The organism is Alloalcanivorax balearicus MACL04 (genome assembly GCF_025532145.1).
In the GTDB taxonomy this organism is placed as follows: domain Bacteria; phylum Pseudomonadota; class Gammaproteobacteria; order Pseudomonadales; family Alcanivoracaceae; genus Alloalcanivorax; species Alloalcanivorax balearicus.
Window position 1 is genome coordinate 23,277 of record NZ_ARXS01000021.1, and the last position, 20,496, is coordinate 43,772.

Consider the following 20,496-nt stretch of genomic DNA (forward strand, 5'->3'; position numbering starts at 1 on the left):
CCATTTCCTTAGAGCCTGTTCATAATCTTTACACCACCGCGCCGGAGTTCATTTTGTCGTCAGGCCGTGATTCCGATTGTGCAGTGTAGTCATTCTACATAAACAAGCGTAATCGCGGTCTGGCGGCAAAAGGAGCCCGACCCTTCGGGTTGCGCTGGAAAAGCCGCCAGACGACGCTGCGGCCTTTGACTTTGGAACCACCAGAGCCTGCAGTCCGCAACGCCGTCTGGCGGCTTTTCCAGCAGCAACGCGGTGGCGTAAAGATCATGAACAGGCTCTCAGGCATGGCGGCACCCAGAATACTCCTAATCCGACCAAGGTAAAGGCCGGACACAGACCAGTGCCCCAGAACGAAAAACGGCGCCCGTCAGACGCCGGATATAACCGGGTGACGGGCGCCGTTCGACTTATTCTTCTTCGTCCAGGTCCGCGGTGCGCAGAACCTGGCGGCCGCGGTACATGCCGTCCGGAGAGATGTGGTGACGGCGATGCACTTCACCGGTGTTGCTGTCTTCGGTCAGCGTGGCGGCGGACAGCGCATCGTGGGAACGACGCATACCGCGCTTGGAACGGGTTTTGCGATTCTGTTGAACAGCCATTGTCGAGCTCCTCGGCGTGTTACTTGCGGCGACCCTTGAGCTGGGCCAGCACGGCAAAGGGGTTATCCGGATTGTCTTTGTCCCGGCCCTCGCCGTCTTCCCCATCGTCGCGGGTATCCGGCAGCGGATTCGGGCATTGATCATGCAGCGCCACCAGTGGCATTGCCAATAGCAGCTCTTCCTCGAGCACAGCCGCCAACGGCAGGCGCTCTTCGGTGACCAGCAGAGGATCCAGGTGCGCGGGCAATGCCTTTGCCTGCTCCTCGCTCCAGACCATGGTCAGGTCCACATTGGCGAGGATCCGCTGGTGCACGGGTTCAAGGCAACGCTGGCAAATCAACACCAACGTGGTTTCCACCTGGCCCCGAACGCACCGGTGCCCGTCCTCGTCGCGGCCAAAAGCCAGCGACACCCGGACCGGCTGGTCCTGGCTCTCGCGATATTCCCGCAGCCGGGGAAGATCCCCAACCCGAGCTTCGCCCTCGATGACGCGCTCCTGGTCCGCGAACTTGCGCGGTTCCAGGTACGGTGGCAGTTGCCCTGAAAACATAAGCGCGCAATTCTAGGCCCGCGCCGCGGCGCTGTCAAAGCGAAAATCACGCCAGCGGCCGGTACCTAACCATCTGAGAAATTTGGATTTTTCGTGCACTGCCACACCCACCTCTTTTACACTCGCTGCTTTGAAAACCGAGGAGACCATGGTGAATGACACTCAGCCGACTCTGATTCTGGCCTCTTCCTCTCCGTTTCGCCGTGAGCTGCTGGGCAAACTGGGGCTGCCTTTCACCGTCGCCAGTCCGGACATCGACGAATCCGCCCTGCCCGGCGAAAGCGCCACCGAGCTGGTACTTCGCCTGGCCCGGCTGAAAGCCCGGGCCCTGGCCGCCGACCATCCCGACGCGCTGATCATCGGCTCCGACCAGGTGTGTGTGCTGGACGGCGCCATTCTCGGCAAACCCGGCGACCGGGACAACGCCATCACCCAGCTAACCAACGCCAGTGGCCGCAGCGTGGTGTTTCATACCGGCCTGTGCCTGTATAACAGCGCCACCGGCCGCCATCAAAGCGGCTGCGAAAACTTCACCGTGCATTTCCGCACTCTGGACCAGGACCGCATCCGTCGCTACGTGGACAATGAAAAACCGTTCAATTGCGCCGGCAGCTTCAAGTCCGAGGGACTCGGCATCGTCCTGTTCAAGGCGCTGGAAGGCCGGGACCCCAACGCCCTGGTAGGGCTGCCGCTGATCCTGTTGACCGACTTCCTGGCCGCGGAAGGCGTCAGCCTGCCCTGACGCCGGACGCCGGACGCCCCTTATCAACGCAGATCCGGCAGGTACTGCTCCAGCCCCAGACTGCTACCCAGCCCCTTGCCGATGGAAACGCCGAAGCGCTGCAGCAACTGCTCCACCGGGGACGGGCTGTAGGTGTAGTTCACCAGCTTATCAACTCCGATGACATCGCGGGCCACCTGGCCTGGGCTCTTGAGACCGTCGATCAGCCCCAAATCCAGAGCCCGCTCACCGGTCCAGAACAGACCGGAGAACAATTCCGGATGGCCTTCCACCCGCAAGCGGTCACCGCGCCCCTGTTTCACCGCGGCAATGAACTGCTGGTGAATTTCATCCAGCATCTCCTGCACGTGCTGGCGATGGGCCGGATTGACCGGCGCGAACGGATCCATCAGGTCCTTGTTCTCACCGGCGGTGTAGACACGGCGCTCCACGCCCAGTTTCTCCGCCGCTTCCTGCAGACCGAACCCGGCCATGATCACGCCGATGGAGCCGACGATGCTGGCCGGATCGGCGTAGATATCATCGGCGGCCGAGGCAATATAGTAGGCCCCTGAGGCACCGGTGTCGGTGATCGCCGCATAGACCTTTTTCTCCGGATATTTCTCGCGCAGCCGCCGGATCTCGTTGTAAACCTGATTGGATTGCACCGGTGAACCGCCGGGACTGTTGATGCGCAGCAACACCGCCTTGGCGTTATCCGCTTTGAACGCTTCTCGCAGACCGGCACTGATCAGGTCCGCCGAGGCCTCGCTGTCAGCACTGATGACGCCGTCCACATCCACCACCGCCACATGGGACTCGGAAACAGCCAAAGCGCCATCGCGGCCGGGAATCAACATGAACAGAACGACGAACAGGTAAATAAAGGTCAGCGTCTTGAAGAAAATGCCCCAGCGGCGACTTTTACGCTGCTCCGCCTGGGCCTGTCCCAGCAGCTTCTCAATCAGCTTCCACTCTTTATCACTGCCTTGCGGCTGGGACGGCGGTTGATTCGAATCCATCTACATCTGCTCCTCGCGTGGTTACCCCTACCCCGATCAGGGGCAGCAACTGTGGCAAAGCATCGATCATCGCCCGCGGACTCCGCTGGCGCAGGCGCTCCGGCGTATGAGCGCCATAGCTGACCGCCACCCGGTCAACCCCGGCGGCCTCGGCCATATCCAGATCAAAGGTGGTGTCCCCCACCATCAGCGCCCGTTCCGGCGCCACCCTCAACTCCTCCAGCAACTCCAGCACCATGGCCGGATGCGGCTTGGAGCGGCTTTCATCGGCGCAGCGGGAGGCGTGAAACAAGGCACCCAGGCCGGTGTTGGTCCAGACCCGGTCCAACCCCTTGCGCGACTTGCCGGTGGCGACCGCCAATTGCATACCCTGCTCACGCAGCGCCAGCAAGGTATCGCGAGCACCCGGATAAGGCACGCTGGGGGAACGCTCCGCCAATACGAAATGATGAGCATACCGTTCGCGCATGGTGGTCACCATGACTTCGTCCAGAAAGGGGTACAAAGTGAGGATCGCTTCCGGCAGGCCGAGGCCGATGATGCCGCGCACCTGCTCATCCTCCAGCGCCGGCAGGCTAAGATCACGGGCGGCATCATGCATACAGGTGACGATGCGGGCGGTGGAATCCATCACCGTGCCGTCCCAGTCGAAAATCACCAGATCGTAGCTCATGTTGCCAGTGCCTCGGGTAGCCTTACTTCACTGCAGGATCAGGATCGGGAGCGGCGCCGCAGCGCCGCCAGGATCGACTCGAAATCCTCGTCCAGGGGAGCCTCCACCCGCACCCGACGCTCACTGAGCGGATGCCGAAAGGTCAGGCTATGAGCATGCAGACACAAACGACGTACGCCAAGTTCCCCAAGCAGCCGGTCACCCTGATCGTTGCCGTACTTGTCATCCCCCAACAGCGCGAAGCCGCCGAACTGACTGTGTACGCGGATCTGGTGGGTGCGCCCGGTGCCCAGAGTGGCTTCCACCAGGCTGACACCGCCGAGCCGCTCGAGCAGCCGGAAGTCGGTGACCGAGGGCTTGCCCTCCCGGGACACACGCACCACCCGCTCGTTTCCCTGCATCAATTTGAGCAACGGCGCCTCGATACGGCGCTCCTTGCCCTTGAAGCCCTGGCATAACAGCCAGTAGCGCTTTTCCACGCCGCCCTGCTGCATCAATCGCTGCAATCGGCGCAAAAAACTGCGCCGGCGCGCCACCATGATGCAGCCGCTGGTGTCCCGGTCGAGCCGGTGCACCAACTCCAGCTCCCGCTCTTCCGGATAGAGCACCCGCAGCGCCTCGATCAGGCCGAGGCTAACGCCGCTGCCGCCATGCACCGCAAGCCCCGCCGGCTTGTTGAAGATGAACAAGTGCTCGTCTTCATAAATAAGGGTGCGGGAAAGCCGCTCCGCCAGAGCGCCGCTGACTTTCGGCGGCGCCTCGGACTCGGCGGTGCGGATCGGCGGAACCCGCACGATGTCACCATTCGCCAGGCGGGTGGTCTGTTTGGCGCGTTTTTTGTTCACCCGCACCTCGCCGGAACGGATGATCCGGTAGATACGGGAACGCGGCACGCCCTTGAGGTGCGTGATGAGGAAGTTATCCAGGCGTTGACCGTCACGCCCTTCATCAATGGTGACGAAGGAAACGCGGTCGGCGGAGGGGGTCTCGGACATGCGGGGGATTCTGACCTCAGCCCCCGCGCAGGTCAATTGCCCCGCCAGCCCGACAGCGCCATCAGATTGATCTTATTGCGGTTTTGTTGCTATAGTGCCTTGTCTGGCAACAGCTTTACGATCGTTGTGTCCGCCCATTACTCATATTTACGGATAGCGGGGCGCGAACAGTGAAGCCGGTGGTCCCGTGAGCATGACGGGCGGCCCGGGCCGGCACCCTGCTCCCCTATCGGGTCAAGTCAGGGCGCCCCCGGAAACATTTATCCTTGCCGCTTCCCGTGCCCGCCCACCCAATCAGAGACGCTCGTTGCGCCCGGTTACCGTGAAAAGATGGCCTCCGATGCGCGATCGGAACGCTGATGACAGACTCATGTCGGCCGCGGCAGGCCAACGGCGACGCGCAGCGACCATTCGCCGTCAAGATCAGACCGCCCGCCCCGCCCGACCATGATGACGTCGCGAGAACTCCCACCGGAGCGCGACGCTGCAGCATGACCTCCCGGGCCGCATCAATGCCCGGCAGGTTGCCGACAACCTAAACAGGCGGACTGCAGCCAGGCTGAAGACAGAGAACCGGTATACAGACAAACCAAAGTTTACCCGGTCCGGCGCCAAGCAAATCCAGGCGCCGGGCACAGCGTGAAGCACAACCACGGGGCATGACATCCCCGGCGCAACACCAACGGAACGACTTCCTATATCCGGAGGAGAAAGAGTAGCGAACAGGCAGAATCATCACCGTCGTCTCCGCGCCTCAAAGCGCCGTAACACGTGACGTCAATGCCTGCGCGGCTTTTTCTCGTTCAGGGTCAGGGTCTGATACCGGCACCAAGCCGGCCCGCTGCATGCCGCCACGAAACAACGTGGTAGCACAATGAAACGTATGTTGATCAACGCCGCCCATCCCGAAGAGGTTCGGGTGGCCCTGGTGGACGGCCAGCGTCTTTATGACCTGGATATCGAACACCGCTCCCGCGAGCAGAAAAAAGCCAATATCTACAAAGGCAAGATCACTCGCATTGAACCCTCTCTTGAAGCCGCTTTCGTGGACTTCGGCGCCGAACGCCATGGTTTTCTGCCGCTGAAGGAAATTTCCCGTCAGTACTTCACCAAGGATCCCAAGGACATCCAGGGTCGCATCAATATCAAGGATGTGATCAAGGAAGGTCAGGAAGTGATCATCCAGGTGGACAAGGAAGAGCGTGGCAACAAAGGCGCCGCCCTGACCACCTTCATCAGCCTGGCCGGCCGGTACCTGGTGCTGATGCCCAACAACCCGCGCGCCGGCGGCATTTCCCGCCGTATCGAGGGCGAGGAACGGCAGCAGCTCAAGGAAGCCCTGGCCAGCCTCAAACTGCCCGACGAAATGGGCGTGATCGTGCGCACCGCCGGTCTCGGCCGTGGCGCCGAGGAACTGCAATGGGACCTGGATTACCTGCTCAAATTGTGGGATTCCATTTCCGAAGCATCGCAGTCCCGCAAAGCCCCGTTCCTGATCTATCAGGAATCCAATGTCATCATCCGCGCCATCCGCGACTACCTGCGCAAGGACATCGGCGAGGTGCTGATCGACTCCGAGAAGGTGTTCGAGGAAGCCCAGGCCTTCGTCCAGCAGGTGATGGCCGACTACAAGCACAAGATCAAACTCTATAACGAGGAGATCCCGCTGTTCTCCCGTTTCCAGATCGAATCCCAGATCGAGACCGCGTTCGAACGGGAAGTGAAACTGCCTTCCGGCGGCTCCATCGTTATCGATCCCACCGAAGCGCTGGTGTCCATCGACATCAACTCCTCCCGTGCCACCAAGGGCGCGGACATCGAGGAAACCGCCCTGCAGACCAACCTGGAAGCCGCCGACGAGATCGCCCGGCAACTGCGTCTGCGGGATATCGGCGGCCTGATCGTGGTGGACTTCATCGATATGGGGCCGGCCCGTAATCAGCGCGAAGTGGAAAATCGCATGCGCGACGCCCTGGAAGCGGACCGCGCCCGTATTCAGCTCGGCCGTATTTCACGCTTCGGTCTGCTGGAACTGTCCCGTCAGCGACTGCGTCCCAGCCTCGGTGAGACCTCCAGCATCGTCTGCCCGCGCTGTAATGGGCAGGGCCATATCCGTGACGTGAAGTCCCTGGCACTGAGCATCCTGCGCCTGATCGAAGAAGAGGTGATGAAGGAGCGCACCGGCGAAATCCAGGCCCAGGTGCCGGTGGCCGTGGGCACCTTCCTGCTCAACGAAAAACGTCCCGTGCTACGCGATATCGAAACCGCGCATAACGCCCGGGTAGTGGTGATTCCCAACCCGAACCTGGAAACGCCCCACTTCCTGGTCGAGCGGATCCGCGACGATCAAGTCAAATCGCAGACCAGCCACGAGCTGGAACTGGTGGACAACAGCGCCGAGGAGCCCGTCACCAATACCCAGGAAGCCCCGGCGAAACCCCAGGAGCCGGCGGTCAAGCTGATCACTCCGGACACCGCCCCGCCAACACCCAAGGCGCAACCGGCGGCCGCGGCACCTGCACCCGCACCGGCGGCCGAAAGCACTCCCGGCCTGTTCGCCCGACTGCTGGGCTGGTTCGCTGCCGTGTTCGGTGGCGGTGCCGGCCAGGAACAGAAACAGGAATCCAAGGGCGGCCAGAAAGACGGACGCCGCCAGCAGGAGCGCGCTCCGCAAAACCGTGACCAGCGCGGCAACCGCGACAAAGAGCGTGGCCGCCGTCAGCCGGAGCGGGGCAACAACCGCAATAATCGCAACCGGCGGGATGACTCGGAGCAGCAGGACGATAACCGTCGTGGTAACCGTGGCAACCAGAATCGCAACCGCAACAAGGCGGAGGGGCGCGACGGTGACAACGCCGGCGGCGGCAATAACCGCCGCGGGCGCAACCGCGGTGGCGACCGTTCCTCGGACAACAAGAGCACGGACAATAAATCCAGCGACGCCAAGTCCAGCGATACCAAGGCCACTGATGCCAAGGCGAATGACAGCCAGGGACGTCAGGAACGTCGCGGCGAAGGCCCCAAAGCCAACCGCCGCCAGGAAGCCAAGGATGATCGCCCGCTGCGCGAACGCGAACGGCCGCGCAAGAGCCAGGACGACCGCAAAGCTCAGCAGCAGGACGCTCAACAGCAAAACTCTCAGCAGCAAAGCAGTGGCGACACCCAGCAGCGCAAGGACCAGCAGCACAAGGAAGAGCCCCGCAACGACGGCAACAAGGCCGCTGCGCAACGGGACAACGACCAGCGCCGCAATGATCAGCGCCAGCAAAACGCCGGCCGTGATGAGTCCCAGGCGGACAACAAGCTGGACGTCGGCAAGGGCGGCGCTGCGGTTCAACCGCCGTTGATGACCAGCGAAGACAATACGCCGGGACGCGATCAGGAACGCGGCGACAGTCGTCCGCCCAAGGCCAAGCTGGTTCCGGCCCAGGAAGGTGGCGAAGGCAATATGCAAGCCGACCAGGCACCGGCTCAGGCCAAACCAGCTCAAGAGGCTCCGGCGGAGCAACAAAAGGACACCTCCCGGCAGCAGCATGGCGAGCCCGTGAGCAAGCCGCAGCAGCCGGAACAGGAAACCAAGCAGGAAGCGCCAAAGCCCGCCGCCGAAGCGCCGGCCCGGGACGAGCAACCGGTAGCCTCCGCCGAAGCGGAAGAGCAGCCGGTACGGCGTGCCGGTAACGATCCGCGCCAGCGTAACCGCCAGGCCGCGGCCCAGGCCCAGGCCGAGACCAAGCCGCAAGCGTCCGAGCCGGAACACACCAACAGCGGCCCGGCCACGCAACCGGAACCGATGGGCAAACCGGTAGAAGAAAAACCGGCGGCGGAAAAACCGCAACCGGTGGTTGAGCCAGCCCCTGCTTCAGTCAAGGCCGCGGAGAAAGCGCCGGAAAAAACCGAGGACAGCAAGCCGGCCGAAGCCGAGCAGCCGAAACCGGCAGCGCCGGCCGCTGAACCGAAAACGGAACAGAAAGCTGAGCCGAAAGCGGAACCGACGGCCGAAACGTCCCCCACGGACGACGCCAAGCCGGAGGCAGACAGCAAACCGGTGGAAGCAGCAAAGCCGGCAGTCAGCCCGGAACAGCCGGCACCGGCGAGCGACGCCAAAGGCACCGGCTCCGAAGCCGCGCCTCAAGCGCCGACCGCCGCTCCGCAAGGCCGGGCCAGCAATGACCCGCGCCAGCGCCGTCGTCAGCAACAGCAGGCGGCCGCCGCGGCGGACAGCGCCAAGGACGCCAGCACCGGCGACTGATGCCCTGATCCTTCAGGCATGAAAAAGCCCTCGCCGGGTTACCGGCGAGGGCTTTTTTATGACCGCCATGGACGGCGGTGACCCTGGCTACGAAGCCGCTGTGGGAGCTTGCCTGCAAGCGAATGGGCTTCCGGGCACCAAGATTCGCTTGCAGGCAAGCTCCCACAGCGGCTTCATAGCCCTCTCTGAATTAGTGTTCCCAGCACCTGCCGATATGGCATTGCGGAAATTCACAAGCCAGAGCGTCAGACTCTCCTGAAATTACGGGACACCAATGGCTCCCGGCATCAACACCGGCTCCTGTTCCAGCTCCACGCCGAAGCGCTGCCGCACGTCTTCCCTAACCGCCGCCGCGAGACTCAATACATCAACGGCGGTGGCGCCACCATGATTCACCAGTACCAGCGCCTGCTGGTCGTGCATGCCCACCGGGCCAAGACGGCGGCCCTTCCAGCCGCTGCGCTCGATGAGCCAGCCGGCGGCGAGCTTACGGCCTTCTTCCACTGGGAAAGAAACCAGTTCTGGATCGCGCTGCAGAAGCCGCTGATAGTGCTTCGGGGAGACCACCGGATTCTTGAAAAAACTGCCAGCGTTGGGCAGCTTCGCCGGATCCGGCAGTTTGCTTTGGCGCAACGCGATGACGGCTTCGCGCACCCGCGCCGGCGTCACCGGCCCGTCTCCTTCGAGCCGCTCCGCCAGCCCGCCATAGTCCAATCGGAAAGAGTCCAATCGGCAGTCGCTGCCACGACGCAGCTTCAAAGTCAGGTGGGTAATAATGAATTCACCCCGGCAGCGGCTCTTGAACAGGCTGTCCCGATAGGCGAATTCGCACTGGTCGGCATCGAAGCTGATGTTGCTGCCGTCTTCCACCGACACCGCTTCCACCGTCGATACCACGTCCGCCAGCTCCACACCGTAGGCACCGATGTTCTGGAATGGCGCCGCGCCGACATTGCCGGGAATCAGGGAGAGATTTTCCAGACCCTGCCAGCCGGCGGCGATGGTGTCCGCCACCAGCCGGTCCCAGACCACGCCCGCGCCAACCCGCACCAGGGCCCGGTCCTCATCCACCTGCCGGTAGCTTACCTCGTCGAAAACCGGCATCACGGTCAGGCCGGGCAAATCCCCGGTCAGCACCAGGTTGCTGCCACCACCGAGTACGAACAGCGGGTCCGCCCCGCGCCCGGTCAACACTCGGGCCAGTTCATCCACATCGGCGGGACGGGCCAGCCGCTCGGCGCGGGCCGGCAGGGCCAGGGTATTGGCGGTGCTCAGATCCACATCGGTGTCGATCACAGCGATGCCCGCAACTGTTCCAGCCACAGCTCGCTGGCCCGTTCCACCAGATCCAGCACCTGATCGAAGCCGTCTTCACCACCGTAATAGGGGTCCGGCACTTCTTCCGGCTCGCCCTCCCCCAGCACTTCCAGGAAACGGACCACCCGTGCGCGGCTACGGGCCGGCGCCAGTTCGGAGACATCGTGGAAGTTGCTGTGGTCCATGCACAGAATGAGGTCGAAACGGTGAAAGTCATCCACCGTGATCTGACGGGCACGCAGTTCATCCATGACGTAACCGCGCCGGGCCGCGGCGGCGGCGGCACGGCGGTCCGGGGCCCGGCCGATGTGCCAGTCACCGGTGCCGGCGCTGTCGATCTCCAACTGGCCGTTCAGCCCCGCCGAGGCCACCCGCTGGCGGAATACCGCCTCGGCGGTGGGCGAACGGCAGATATTGCCCAGACAAACGAACAATACCGCCGGCTTGTCAGCATCAGTCATGCGCCCCTCCCCGCAGCAGAGTCCGCATGCGTTCCAGATCCTCCGGCGTATCCACGCCACCGGGCACGTCCTTGCAGGCCGGCGCCACATGAATCGCCGCGCCATTAGCCAGTGCCCGCAATTGTTCCAGGGATTCCAGTTTCTCCAGCGGCGCCGGCGGCCAGTTGACGAACTGGTGCAGAAAACCAGCACGGTAGGCATAGATACCAATGTGCCGCCACCATTCCCCGTCACCAAGCTGCTCTCGATCCTTGGCGAACGCGGTGCGATCCCAGGGAATCGGCGCCCGCGAGAAATACAGGGCGCGGCCACGGTTGTCGAACACCACCTTGCAAATGTCCGCGCTGAACAGGTCCCCGGCGGCGGTGATCGGCTCGCATAACGTGGCCATCTGACAATCCGGATTGGCGGCCAGATTTTCCGCCACCTGATTGATCACCTCCGGCGGAATCAGGGGCTCGTCCCCCTGCACATTGACGATGATGTCGTCGTCGGCGAGCCCCAGTTGCGTCACCACTTCCTGCAAACGATCGGTACCGGATGGATGGTCCGGCCGCGTCATCACCACCGGACAGCATTCGCCCACGGCATCGGCGATACGCGGATCATCGGTGGCCACCCACACCTGCCCGGCGGCGCTGAGCAGGCAGCGCTCCGCCACCCGCAACACCATCGGCTTACCGGCCAGATCCGCCAACGCCTTGCCCGGCAGACGCGCCGACGCATAGCGGGCCGGCACCACCACGGAAAAACTCATTCTCTCTCCTTCTCGACGGATTCCAGCGCCGCTGCGGACGGCGCCGCCCCCGGATTCAATGCGCGGTCGATCATGGCGTCCAGCACCGTTTCCGGCAAGGCGGCCCGCACCGGCAGCATCCATAGACGGGTATTGTCGAAGCCCTGGCATTTCACCGCGTCTTTCTCGGTCATCACCACCGGGCGACCATCGGCGAACGCCAGATCCTCGGGTTTAAAAGCATGGTGGTCGGCAAACGCATGCGGCGTCACCGCCAGCCCCAGTACCGCCAGGGAACGAAAGAAACGCTCCGGATGGCCAATACCGGCAACGCCGTGCACGGCGCCAAAGCGCTCCCGGAACGCCTCCCCGTCCAGGGTCAGCCCATCGCTCAGACGGGTCAGTTTACCGGGTTTGAGATGCATGGTGACGGCCCGCGGCCAGACGCCGCCATTGGCCACCAGAAAATCCACCTGATCAAGACGGCTGGCCGGTTCTCGCAGCGGGCCGGCGGGCAGGCAGCGGCCATTGCCGAGCCCCCGGCGGGCATCGATCACCACGATCTCGGCGGAACGGGGCAAGGCATAATGCTGCAGGCCATCGTCACTGATCACCAGGTCCGGTGCCAGCTCACGCACCACATAGTTCAAGGCACGGTCGCGGCGCGGATCCAGCACCACCGGCACCCCGGCCCGGCGCACAATCAACAGTGGCTCATCGCCGACCACCGCCGGGTCGCTGGACGGTGTCACGGTCATCGGGTATCGGCCGGCCTTGCCACCATAGCCCCGGGAGATCACCACCACGCTGAGGCCACGCTCGCTGGCGCGCTGCGCCAGAGCCACCACCAGCGGGGTCTTGCCGGTGCCACCGACGGTGACATTGCCGACCACCAGCACCGGCACCGGCGGCACTGTCCGCTGCCGTCGGAAGGCAGCCAGACGGCGCCCGGCCACCCGCCCCACCAGCCACCCCAGAGGGCGTAGCGGCGTCAGCCAGGGGCTGCCTTGATACCAGCCCCGCTCCACGCGGCGGGCAAAATCAGTCATTAACGTCGTCGGCGAAATCCATCTTGTAGAGTTGAGTGTAGAGTCCATTCTTTTCCAACAGCTCGGCGTGAGTGCCCTGTTCAATCAACTGGCCCTGATCCAGCACCAGAATACGGTCCGCTTTCTCAATAGTGGACAGGCGGTGCGCGATCACCAGGGTGGTACGGCCTTCCATCAGACGTTCCAGCGCCTTCTGGATATGGTGTTCCGATTCCGTGTCCAGCGCACTGGTGGCCTCATCCAGAATCAGGATCGGGGCGTCCTTGAGCAACGCCCGGGCGATGGCCACGCGCTGGCGCTGGCCACCGGAAAGCTGAGCACCGTCCTGGCCGACCATGGTGTCCAGGCCCTTGTCCAGGCCCTGAATGAAATCCCAGGCATAGGCGTTACGGGCGGCCTGCTCCACCGCTGCCTCGTCGGCATCGCGCATCTCGCCATAGGCGATGTTGTTGCGCACGGTATCGTTAAACAGCACCACTTTCTGGCTCACCATGGCGATCTGATGGCGCAATTCCGCCAACTTGTAGTCCGGCAGCGGCACGCCATCGAGCAGCACCGAGCCCTGGTCCGGATCGAAGAACCGGGGGAGCATGGCGGAGATGGTGCTCTTGCCGGCGCCGGAGCGGCCAATCAGCGCCACCGTCTCACCGCTGCGAATGGAGAAACTGAGATTACGCAGCACCGGCTGATTCGGGTCGTAGCCGAAGGTGACATCGCGGAACTCCACGTTACCCTCGGTGCGCGGCAGTGTCAGCTGTCCCAGGTCCTGCTCCACCGGACGGTCCATCAATTCAAACAAGGAGGCGGCGCCGGTAACGCCACGCTGGATCTTGACGTTGACGTCGGTGAGCTGCTTGAGCGGTTTCTGCACCATGCCGGCGGCGGCGATGTAGGACAGGAAACCGCCCACGGTAAGCTGCTCGCCCATCATCGTGATATACAAATAAGTGATGGCGCCAATACCCACCGCCACGAACAGTTGCACAATCACCGTGGAGGCGATCTTACTGGCATTGAGCTTGGTGTTCTGGCGCGCGAACCGGCGGCTGACACTGTGAAAGCGGTCCCCTTCCAGTTTCTGACCACCAAAAATCTTCACCGCCTGATTGCCCTCGATGGCTTCACCGAGAAACTGGGTGATGTTACCCATGGACGACTGAATGCGGCGGCTGATATGGCGGAACCGTTTACTGGTGACGTTCACCACCAGGCCGATCACCGGCGCCACCACCAGCAGAATCAGCGTCAGTTTCCAGTTCTGATAGAACAGGAACGCCATCAGCCCGATCACCGTCAGTCCTTCCCGGAAAATCACCATCACCGCGTCGGTGCCGGCGCTGGTCACCTGCTGAGCATCGAAGATGATCTTGGACATGATGCGGCCGGAAGCATTGTTGTTGTACTCCGACTGAGGCAGCCGCAGCACATGGCCAAACACTTCATTACGCATGAAATAGACGATTTCCTGGGCCACCCAGGCCAGGGTGTAACTGCCAAGGAACTGCCCGAGGCCCTGAGCCAGGGCGATGATCAGTGGCGCGATGGACACCACCAGCACCCGGTAAGGCTGTGGATCCAGCACGGTTTCACCCAGATAGCCGGCCAGTTGAGCGGCGGCGGCCTGGGTGCCGGCATAGATGGCATAGCCGAAAAAACTGGCGAGTAACAGAAACCAGTGAGGTTTTACATAGCCCAGCAGTCGTTTATACGTTTGCCATGCACTTTCCGATTGTTGGCTCATTGGCCCTCTTCAGCGGCTTCACGTGTAGTGAGCGACAGCTTATCAAAGCCTAGCTGGCCCGCCACGTCCATCACGGTCACCACCGCCTGATAGCTGGCGTAGGCGTCGGCGGTGATCAACATGGGCCACTCGGTTTTGTCCTGGCCCAGCCGCAACAATGCGGAACGCAGGCCGGCGTCGCTGTTATCGATCAGTTTTTCGCCGTTGATCACATACTCACCCGCCGACGACACCAGAATTTCCACCGCCCGGGGCGCCTGTTCCGGCGGTGTGCCCTGCGCTTCCGGCAGAGTCAGCGACAACTGCGTTTCGCGGGTGAAGGTGGTGGATACCATGAAGAAAATCAACAGCAAAAACACCACATCGATCAACGGCGTCAGGTTGACGCTGATTTCTTCCTGCCGGGGCCGTGGGAATTTCACGACTTCGCTCCTTGCCCCTGCTCCGGCTCGCGGTCACCGTGCACCAGATCGACCAGATGCACCGCGTTTTGTTCCAGCCCGACGGTGATCTCCTCCACCCGGCGCACAAAGAAACGGTGGAAGAAAATCGCCGGAATCGCCACCACCAGGCCGCCGGCGGTGGTCAGCAGGGCCTGGGAAATACCACCGGCAAGCTGGGCCGCGTCGCCGGTGCCGTGAATCATGATCGCGGCGAACACGTCGATCATGCCCACCACCGTGCCAAGCAGGCCCAGCAAGGGTGTGATGGCGGCGACCGAGCCCAGCGTCGCCAGATACTTCTCGAGGTCGTGGACCACCCCGGTGGCCGCCTCCTGAATACTCTCCTTCATGATCTCGCGGCCATGGCGGGCATTGGCCAGCCCCGCCGCCAGAATCACACCGAGGGCGGACTGCGATTTCAAGGTTTCCAGCCGCTCATCGGACAGTTGCCCTTTCTTCAACCACCCCTGCACTTCCGCCAGAGTGCCCGCCGGCGCCAGCCGGGACGGACGTAAAGTCCAGAACCGTTCCGCCACGATGGCCAGCGCCACCACCGAACAGATCAGGATCGGGAGCATCATCCAGCCCCCGGACTGCACCAATTCCTGCACGTTATTATCCCCTTGCTCAGTTGCGGTGGCGCGCCGCGACATCAGGCCAATCCGGTAACCCCCTTACCAGAAACCGCCGGGCCCATGCCAGGGCCGGCCATGATCGTCACGCCACCTTGTTATAGGCGCGGCATTATCGGTGGCCCCCAATTGAAACTCAATCATACCGGCCCGGTCGGTGCGCAGAACCGTGACGCCTGCCGCTTCCAGGCGCTCCAGCACCGCCGGCGCCGGGTGCCCGAAACGGTTGCCATAACCGGCCGAAGCCACCGCCCAACGGGGTTGTAATCGCGACACCCAGGCCCGTGACGTGCCGGTGCCGCTGCCATGATGCGACAGCACCAGAACGGTCACCGGCGCCACCTGATTCAACAATCGGTATTCCACCTGGTGGGTGATATCGCCGGTCAGCAGCACGCGGTGCGGGCCGGCCTCGACCCACAGGACACAACTGGCGTCATTCCCTTGCCAGGCCCGGTCGCGAGGCCACAGAAAACGAAACCTCACACCGTCCAGAGTCCAGCTCTGCCCGGCCTGGCAAGGTGCCGCGCCGACGGTACGGTCCGGTTCGCCGGACAGCAACAAGCCCGGCTCGCGCAGGTCCCTCAAGCCGCCAGCGTGATCCAGGTCGCCATGGCTGATGACGGTGATCGATGGCCGCAACCGCTGGCGGCGCAGCCACGGCTCCAGCACGCCAGCGCCGGCGGAACCACCGGGCCAGGCCGGGCCGGTATCGTACAGGACCAGGTGCTCATGGGTGCGCAGCGCCACCGCCTGGCCCTGCCCCACATCAAATACCGTCATGCGCAATTGTCCGGGCGGGGGCGCGGTATTCTGCGGCCACAGCCAGGGCACCATCAGCAACGGCAGCATGCGGCGCGGCCAGGGCCAGGCTCTCAGCGTCGCCAGCGCCACCGCCAGCAACAGCGCCGCTGCCGCCACCCCCGTCAGCAGCGGCGGCGTCCCCGGCGTGAACCGCGCCAGCACCGTCATCAGCGCCACCGCGCCTTCCACCCCGGTGGCGGCCCCCAATGACAGCGCCGGCCAATCCAATAAAGCGCCACTCAAGGCCAACGGCACGATCAACAGACTGAACAAGGGTACCAGCACGGCGTTGGCCACCGGCGACGTCCAGTGCCAACTGTCAAACAGCACCGCGCTGATCACACCCATCATCAACGGCAGGCCGATCCACAACCAGGGCCCACCCGTCCGCGCGATCAGCAGGATCGCCAATACCGCGCCGAAGGACAGCCACAGACTGGCCGACAACGCCGCCAGCGGATCCCGTAAAAGCACTACACACAGGGCCAGGGCAAGGATCTGCAGCGGCGGCCTTGGGCGGCGGCGACATACCGCCAGGGCCAACACCGAGATCATCAAGGCCGCGCGCTGGGTGGGCAGGCTGAAACCGGCCAGCGCGGCGTAGCCCCAGGCCGCCGCCACCGCCGGAGGCCAAGCCAGCAGCGCCAGCGGGAGCCGCCGCAACGGCCCGCACAGCCACTGGCAGAGAGGACCGAGCAGAACCCTGGCCAGCCACCAGACCATGCCGCTCACCAAGGTCAGATGAAGTCCGGAGATGGCCAGCAAGTGCGCCGTGCCGGTATCCCGAAACAAGTCCCACAACGCCGCCGGCAAGCCACGGCGATCGGCCACCACCAGGGCCGGCACCACCGCCGCGCCATGGGGGCTGGCCGCCAGATGGCCGGCGATCCGATCGCTGACCGCCTGCCGCCAGCCCGGCAAGCCGCCACTGCCCCAGCGCGCCTCCACGGCCCGCACCGTGGCGCGGGCGTCGATGCCCTCGGCCAGGAAATAGCGTTCTGAATCAAAGCCGGCTTCGTTATAGGTACCACGAGGCACATGCAGGCGCAGCCGTGCCCGTATCCATTCACCGGCGCGCAGCGGCGGATCGGGATTCCAGTAACTCACTCGCAGCCGATGCCGTCCCGGCCAACGGCTCCGCGGCGCACTGACCCGGCCTTCCAGCCGCGCGATCTGGTTGATACCGGCCTGACCGTAATGCACACCGCCGCGGGTCTCCGGTAACGACACCACTCGCCCCACGAATACCAGATCCTCGCCGTTGAGGTGTTCCGGCAAACGGGCCTCCAGAGCCAGTTGCAGCGCCACAACGGCGTAAAGATAGGTCAGCGCCGGCCACAACCAATCCCCGGCGGACCCACCCCGGCGCCGGGCCAGCAGCGCCAGCACTAATCCCACCGCCACTGGCCATAACAGGCCGTACCACACCGCGGCCGTCATCGCCGCGGCCATACGCCACCAAGGCATCCTTGCCCCCCGCCGCCAACCCCTGGCGTTGACAGCTTCCGTTCAGTTTGTCTGTTCTACACTGTCTAAGCGGCGGGGCGGATCACGCACACTAGGCGCGACCGTCCCACATCGGCATAATGCGCGCACCTGGAACCGGATTCTCGACTTTCCATGCCGAAACGGTTATTCCGAAAATATCTGCCCTCCCCCGAGAAACTTCGTGGACATCGCTCCCTGAAGTTCCTTGGCGAGATCCTGTCGGATCCGAACCTGTGGCACATTAATCGGCATTCCCTGGCCGGCGCCGCTTTCATCGGTGTGTTTACCGGACTGTTGCCCATTCCCATGCAGATGGGCGTGGCGGCCTTCCTGGCGGTACGTTTCCACTGCAACCTGCCGCTGTCGATGATGCTGGTCTGGCTGTCCAATCCGCTCACCTATGTTCCGGTGTTCTATTTCAACTACCGTATCGGCGCCTGGCTGATGGGCCTTCCTCCCCATCACGGCGAAGGCATCACCACCGCCTGGTTCCTGCAGCAACTGGTTCCGCTGTGGATCGGCTCACTGATCGTGGCCCTGGTGGCCGGGCTGCTTTCCTATGGGGCGGTGAAAGTATTCTGGCGCCTGGCGGTGGTGCGTAGCTGGAAGCTGCGCTCCAGAAAACGCCGGAAGCCGGTGAACGAACCCTAACCCGGCGCCACGGCGGTGGCTGTAAGCTTTCGTGGTGATGTGCTGTAGGCCGGAGAGGATATTATCGTGGTCGTGGACCACTCCTACGCCAATTCGCTGCCCAGGCCGCTTCCCACAGACCTGACTAAGAAGCCGCTGTGGGAGCTTGCCTGCAAGCGAATCGTGCTTTCCGCCCCCCCAACAATTCGCTTGCAGGCAAGCTCCCACAGCAGCTCGGTGGCCATCTCCGAATCCATATCTCCAAGGCAGGTTGGCAATGGACAATTCATGATTCGCAGGCGTCATCAAAATCTGTGGGGCACCAGCGGTCCATGGACCGCGATGCCGCGCTGCCTACTCCGTCACGCTGGCGGGAAAGATATAGACCCGATCCAGACTTTCCGCTCCGCCATTCCAACCGGTATTGAAACAAACCGCCAAAGCCTGGCACCAGGCCAGCGGACGCGCGGGCAGGCCCTCCTCGAGATACCGCCGGGCCCGGCGGTACACCTGCTCCGCGAAAGCGGCCTCCAGCCGCCGGGCGGCTTCGTCACCATTGAGGTTGTCCATGGAGACGCGGAAATCATGGCCGCAGGCGGCACAGAACAAGGCTTCAAGCGCCTGTGGCGACGCCTCCACCCGGGCAAACAGGCTTTGCTGAGCGGCATCGCGGCCGTCCGGCGCGTACCAGTAGCCGTAATCCTCCAGGGTGCGGCGGTGGCGGCCGGCCACGCACCAGTGCGCCACCTCGTGCAGGGCGCTGCGGAAATAGTCACGGCTATAGACAATGCGGTGGGGGGCGCCCGTTCCATCTTCACCCGGTAAATAAACAGGCTCCTCGGCGCCGCCCTCCAGCACAGTGTGATAGCGCGGATAAAAGATATCGCGGAACAGTTCTTCCAGGATTTCGGAGCGGTACATCCCGGCGGCGCTTTGCGGTATGGTAGCCGCCCCGTGCCTCTGCTCCCGATCCGCATCATGTCCATTCGCCGTAAGGAATACGCTGCTCAACTCGCTCTCGCCCTGCCAATTCTGGGTGGTCAGTTGGCGCAAACCGCCAACGGCTTCGTCGATACCATGATGGCCGGTCGCGTGGGCGCCGAGCATCTGGCCGCGGTGGCGGTGGGTGCCAGCATCTGGGTCCCGCTGTTCCTGTTCATGACCGGGGTACTGACCAGCGCCACGCCGATTTTATCCCGCCATCTGGGGGGCGAAGCTTACCATCGGGTCAACCCGCTGGCCCAGCAGGCGCTGTGGCTGGGGCTGGGATTGGGGCTGTTCGCCGCCGTGGCCTTGCGCAGCATGTCACCGGTGCTGCACGCCATGGACGTGGACCCGGCCATGCTGCCTCTGGTGCAGGGTTACCTGGAAGGTCTCAGTTGGGGCATGCCCGGCGCCGCCTTGATGCTGGCCATGCGCAGCTACACGGAAGCCATGCGCCACACCCGTCCGGTGTTGTGGATCAGCATCATCGGTCTGCTGATCAATATTCCCACCAACTACGTCCTCATCCACGGCAAACTCGGCTTCCCGGCGATGGGCGGTGTCGGCTGCGGTTGGGCCACCAGCGTGGTGATGTGGTCCACGGCGCTGATGATGGGGCTCTACATCCGCCGCCATCCGGTCTATCAACCGGCGCGTCTGAATCTGCGACGGCGCCATCTGGAATTCGCCAGTCTCGCCTACATGCTGCGGCTGGGGCTGCCAGTGGGGTTGTCGATCTTTTTCGAGGTCAGTATTTTCGCCGTGATCGCCCTGCTGATCAGCAGCCTCGGGCCGGAAATCGTCGCCGGTCATCAGATCGCCCTCAACTTCACCTCGCTGATTTTCATGGTGCCGCTCAGTTTTTCCCTGGCCGCCACGGTGCGGGTGGGCCACGCTCGTGGCCGTCACAACCGTGATGCCTTGAATCTGGCGGTGAGCAGCGCGATACGCATGGTCAGCCTGGTCGGGGTTGCCGCCGCGGCCCTGTTGGTGCTGGTACGGCAATGGGTTCCCTGGATCTACACCGAGAATCCGGATGTCATCGCCCTGGCCTCGCATCTGTTGCTGTTCGCCGCGCTCTACCAGATCTCCGACGCCATTCAGGTGGTGGCCAACGGCTGCCTGCGCGGTTTCGAGGACACCGCCTGGCCGATGGTAATGACCCTGTTCGCCTACTGGGGCATCGGCCTGCCGGTGGGCTATGCGCTCGCCCTCACCGATCTGTTGGTGCCGGCCATGGGGCCCAGCGGCTTCTGGATCGGTCTGGTGGCCGGGCTTACCTGCGCCGCCATTCTGCTCGGTATCCGCCTGCGCTGGCGTCTGCGGCAACCGCTGGCCGCGCGTGCCGGCGATGGTGGTCAGTCTCTGGACCACGCCGCCTGACTTGCGCCTCCGCCCGCAA

General features: G+C 63.6%; 18 protein-coding genes. 4 read left to right on the top strand and 14 right to left on the bottom strand.

All coding sequences use genetic code 11. The features are described from left to right. Window positions 1-407: 407 nt before the first annotated feature. Together rpmF and MA04_RS16095 are read right to left on the bottom strand one after the other, a co-directional pair. Window positions 408-599, bottom strand: coding sequence for a 50S ribosomal protein L32 (gene rpmF, locus MA04_RS16090; RefSeq protein WP_014995069.1), 192 nt, complete (start codon window positions 597-599; stop codon window positions 408-410). 19 nt (window positions 600-618) lie between these two features. Next, a complete protein-coding gene (locus MA04_RS16095) occupies window positions 619-1,149 on the bottom strand; it encodes a YceD family protein (protein WP_163124167.1) in 531 nt (176 codons plus the stop codon). 148 nt (window positions 1,150-1,297) lie between these two features. Between MA04_RS16095 and MA04_RS16100 the strand changes: the two genes are divergently transcribed. Then, on the top strand, window positions 1,298-1,891 hold the full coding sequence (locus tag MA04_RS16100; RefSeq protein WP_163124164.1) for a Maf family protein: 594 nt from the start codon (window positions 1,298-1,300) through the stop codon (window positions 1,889-1,891). 23 nt (window positions 1,892-1,914) lie between these two features. Here the strand turns inward: MA04_RS16100 and sppA are convergent, their stop codons facing one another. From sppA to MA04_RS16115, 3 genes are read right to left on the bottom strand one after another with little or no spacing between them, the layout of a single operon-like run. Then, the gene (gene sppA, locus MA04_RS16105; RefSeq protein ID WP_163124161.1) at window positions 1,915-2,892 is read right to left on the bottom strand and encodes a signal peptide peptidase SppA; all 978 of its coding nucleotides are present in this window, start codon (window positions 2,890-2,892) and stop codon (window positions 1,915-1,917) included. Beyond that, on the bottom strand, window positions 2,852-3,565 hold the full coding sequence (locus tag MA04_RS16110; RefSeq protein WP_163124158.1) for an HAD-IA family hydrolase: 714 nt from the start codon (window positions 3,563-3,565) through the stop codon (window positions 2,852-2,854). Before MA04_RS16110 ends, sppA begins: the two co-directional genes overlap by 41 nt. A 38-nt stretch (window positions 3,566-3,603) precedes the next feature. Beyond that, window positions 3,604-4,560 (bottom strand): RluA family pseudouridine synthase, encoded by a 957-nt coding sequence (locus MA04_RS16115; RefSeq protein ID WP_163124156.1) that lies wholly within the window; start codon window positions 4,558-4,560, stop codon window positions 3,604-3,606. Between the two features lie 874 nt (window positions 4,561-5,434). On the opposite strand from MA04_RS16115, the gene rne reads away from it, so the two are divergent. Next, window positions 5,435-8,809 (top strand): ribonuclease E, encoded by a 3,375-nt coding sequence (gene rne, locus MA04_RS16120; protein ID WP_262461561.1) that lies wholly within the window; start codon window positions 5,435-5,437, stop codon window positions 8,807-8,809. 261 nt (window positions 8,810-9,070) lie between these two features. On the opposite strand, the gene murB is transcribed toward rne, so the two are convergent. From murB to MA04_RS16160, 8 genes are all read right to left on the bottom strand, one after another. Beyond that, a complete protein-coding gene (murB, locus tag MA04_RS16125) occupies window positions 9,071-10,105 on the bottom strand; it encodes a UDP-N-acetylmuramate dehydrogenase (protein WP_262461562.1) in 1,035 nt (344 codons plus the stop codon). Beyond that, window positions 10,102-10,587, bottom strand: coding sequence for a low molecular weight protein-tyrosine-phosphatase (locus tag MA04_RS16130; protein ID WP_163124150.1), 486 nt, complete (start codon window positions 10,585-10,587; stop codon window positions 10,102-10,104). Before MA04_RS16130 ends, murB begins: the two co-directional genes overlap by 4 nt. Then, a complete protein-coding gene (kdsB, locus tag MA04_RS16135; protein ID WP_262461564.1) occupies window positions 10,580-11,344 on the bottom strand; it encodes a 3-deoxy-manno-octulosonate cytidylyltransferase in 765 nt (254 codons plus the stop codon). The genes MA04_RS16130 and kdsB overlap by 8 nt, the downstream gene beginning before the upstream one ends. Further along, window positions 11,341-12,372: a tetraacyldisaccharide 4'-kinase gene (gene lpxK / locus MA04_RS16140; protein ID WP_262461566.1), complete on the bottom strand. Its 1,032-nt coding sequence runs from the start codon at window positions 12,370-12,372 to the stop codon at window positions 11,341-11,343. Before lpxK ends, kdsB begins: the two co-directional genes overlap by 4 nt. Next, window positions 12,365-14,113, bottom strand: a complete 1,749-nt coding sequence (gene msbA / locus MA04_RS16145; RefSeq protein ID WP_163124142.1) for a lipid A export permease/ATP-binding protein MsbA — start codon at window positions 14,111-14,113, stop codon at window positions 12,365-12,367. The genes lpxK and msbA overlap by 8 nt, the downstream gene beginning before the upstream one ends. Beyond that, window positions 14,110-14,535 carry an ExbD/TolR family protein gene (locus tag MA04_RS16150; RefSeq protein ID WP_163124140.1) on the bottom strand — a complete coding sequence of 142 codons (426 nt, stop codon included), beginning with the start codon at window positions 14,533-14,535 and terminating at the stop codon, window positions 14,110-14,112. Before MA04_RS16150 ends, msbA begins: the two co-directional genes overlap by 4 nt. Then, complete coding sequence (locus tag MA04_RS16155) at window positions 14,532-15,167, bottom strand: MotA/TolQ/ExbB proton channel family protein (RefSeq protein WP_014995148.1); 636 nt, start codon at window positions 15,165-15,167, stop codon at window positions 14,532-14,534. Before MA04_RS16155 ends, MA04_RS16150 begins: the two co-directional genes overlap by 4 nt. Before the next feature lie 63 nt (window positions 15,168-15,230). Next, on the bottom strand, window positions 15,231-17,459 hold the full coding sequence (locus tag MA04_RS16160; protein WP_262461567.1) for a DNA internalization-related competence protein ComEC/Rec2: 2,229 nt from the start codon (window positions 17,457-17,459) through the stop codon (window positions 15,231-15,233). Window positions 17,460-17,612: 153 nt separating this feature from the next. On the opposite strand from MA04_RS16160, the gene MA04_RS16165 reads away from it, so the two are divergent. Next, a complete protein-coding gene (locus tag MA04_RS16165; protein WP_163124136.1) occupies window positions 17,613-18,131 on the top strand; it encodes a DUF2062 domain-containing protein in 519 nt (172 codons plus the stop codon). 333 nt (window positions 18,132-18,464) lie between these two features. On the opposite strand, the gene MA04_RS16170 is transcribed toward MA04_RS16165, so the two are convergent. Further along, the gene (locus tag MA04_RS16170; RefSeq protein ID WP_262461570.1) at window positions 18,465-19,031 is read right to left on the bottom strand and encodes an elongation factor P hydroxylase; all 567 of its coding nucleotides are present in this window, start codon (window positions 19,029-19,031) and stop codon (window positions 18,465-18,467) included. Window positions 19,032-19,088: 57 nt separating this feature from the next. Here MA04_RS16170 and MA04_RS16175 point away from each other — a divergent pair, with 57 nt between their 5' ends. Continuing rightward, complete coding sequence (locus tag MA04_RS16175) at window positions 19,089-20,477, top strand: MATE family efflux transporter (RefSeq protein ID WP_262461572.1); 1,389 nt, start codon at window positions 19,089-19,091, stop codon at window positions 20,475-20,477. Window positions 20,478-20,496 lie beyond the last annotated feature (19 nt).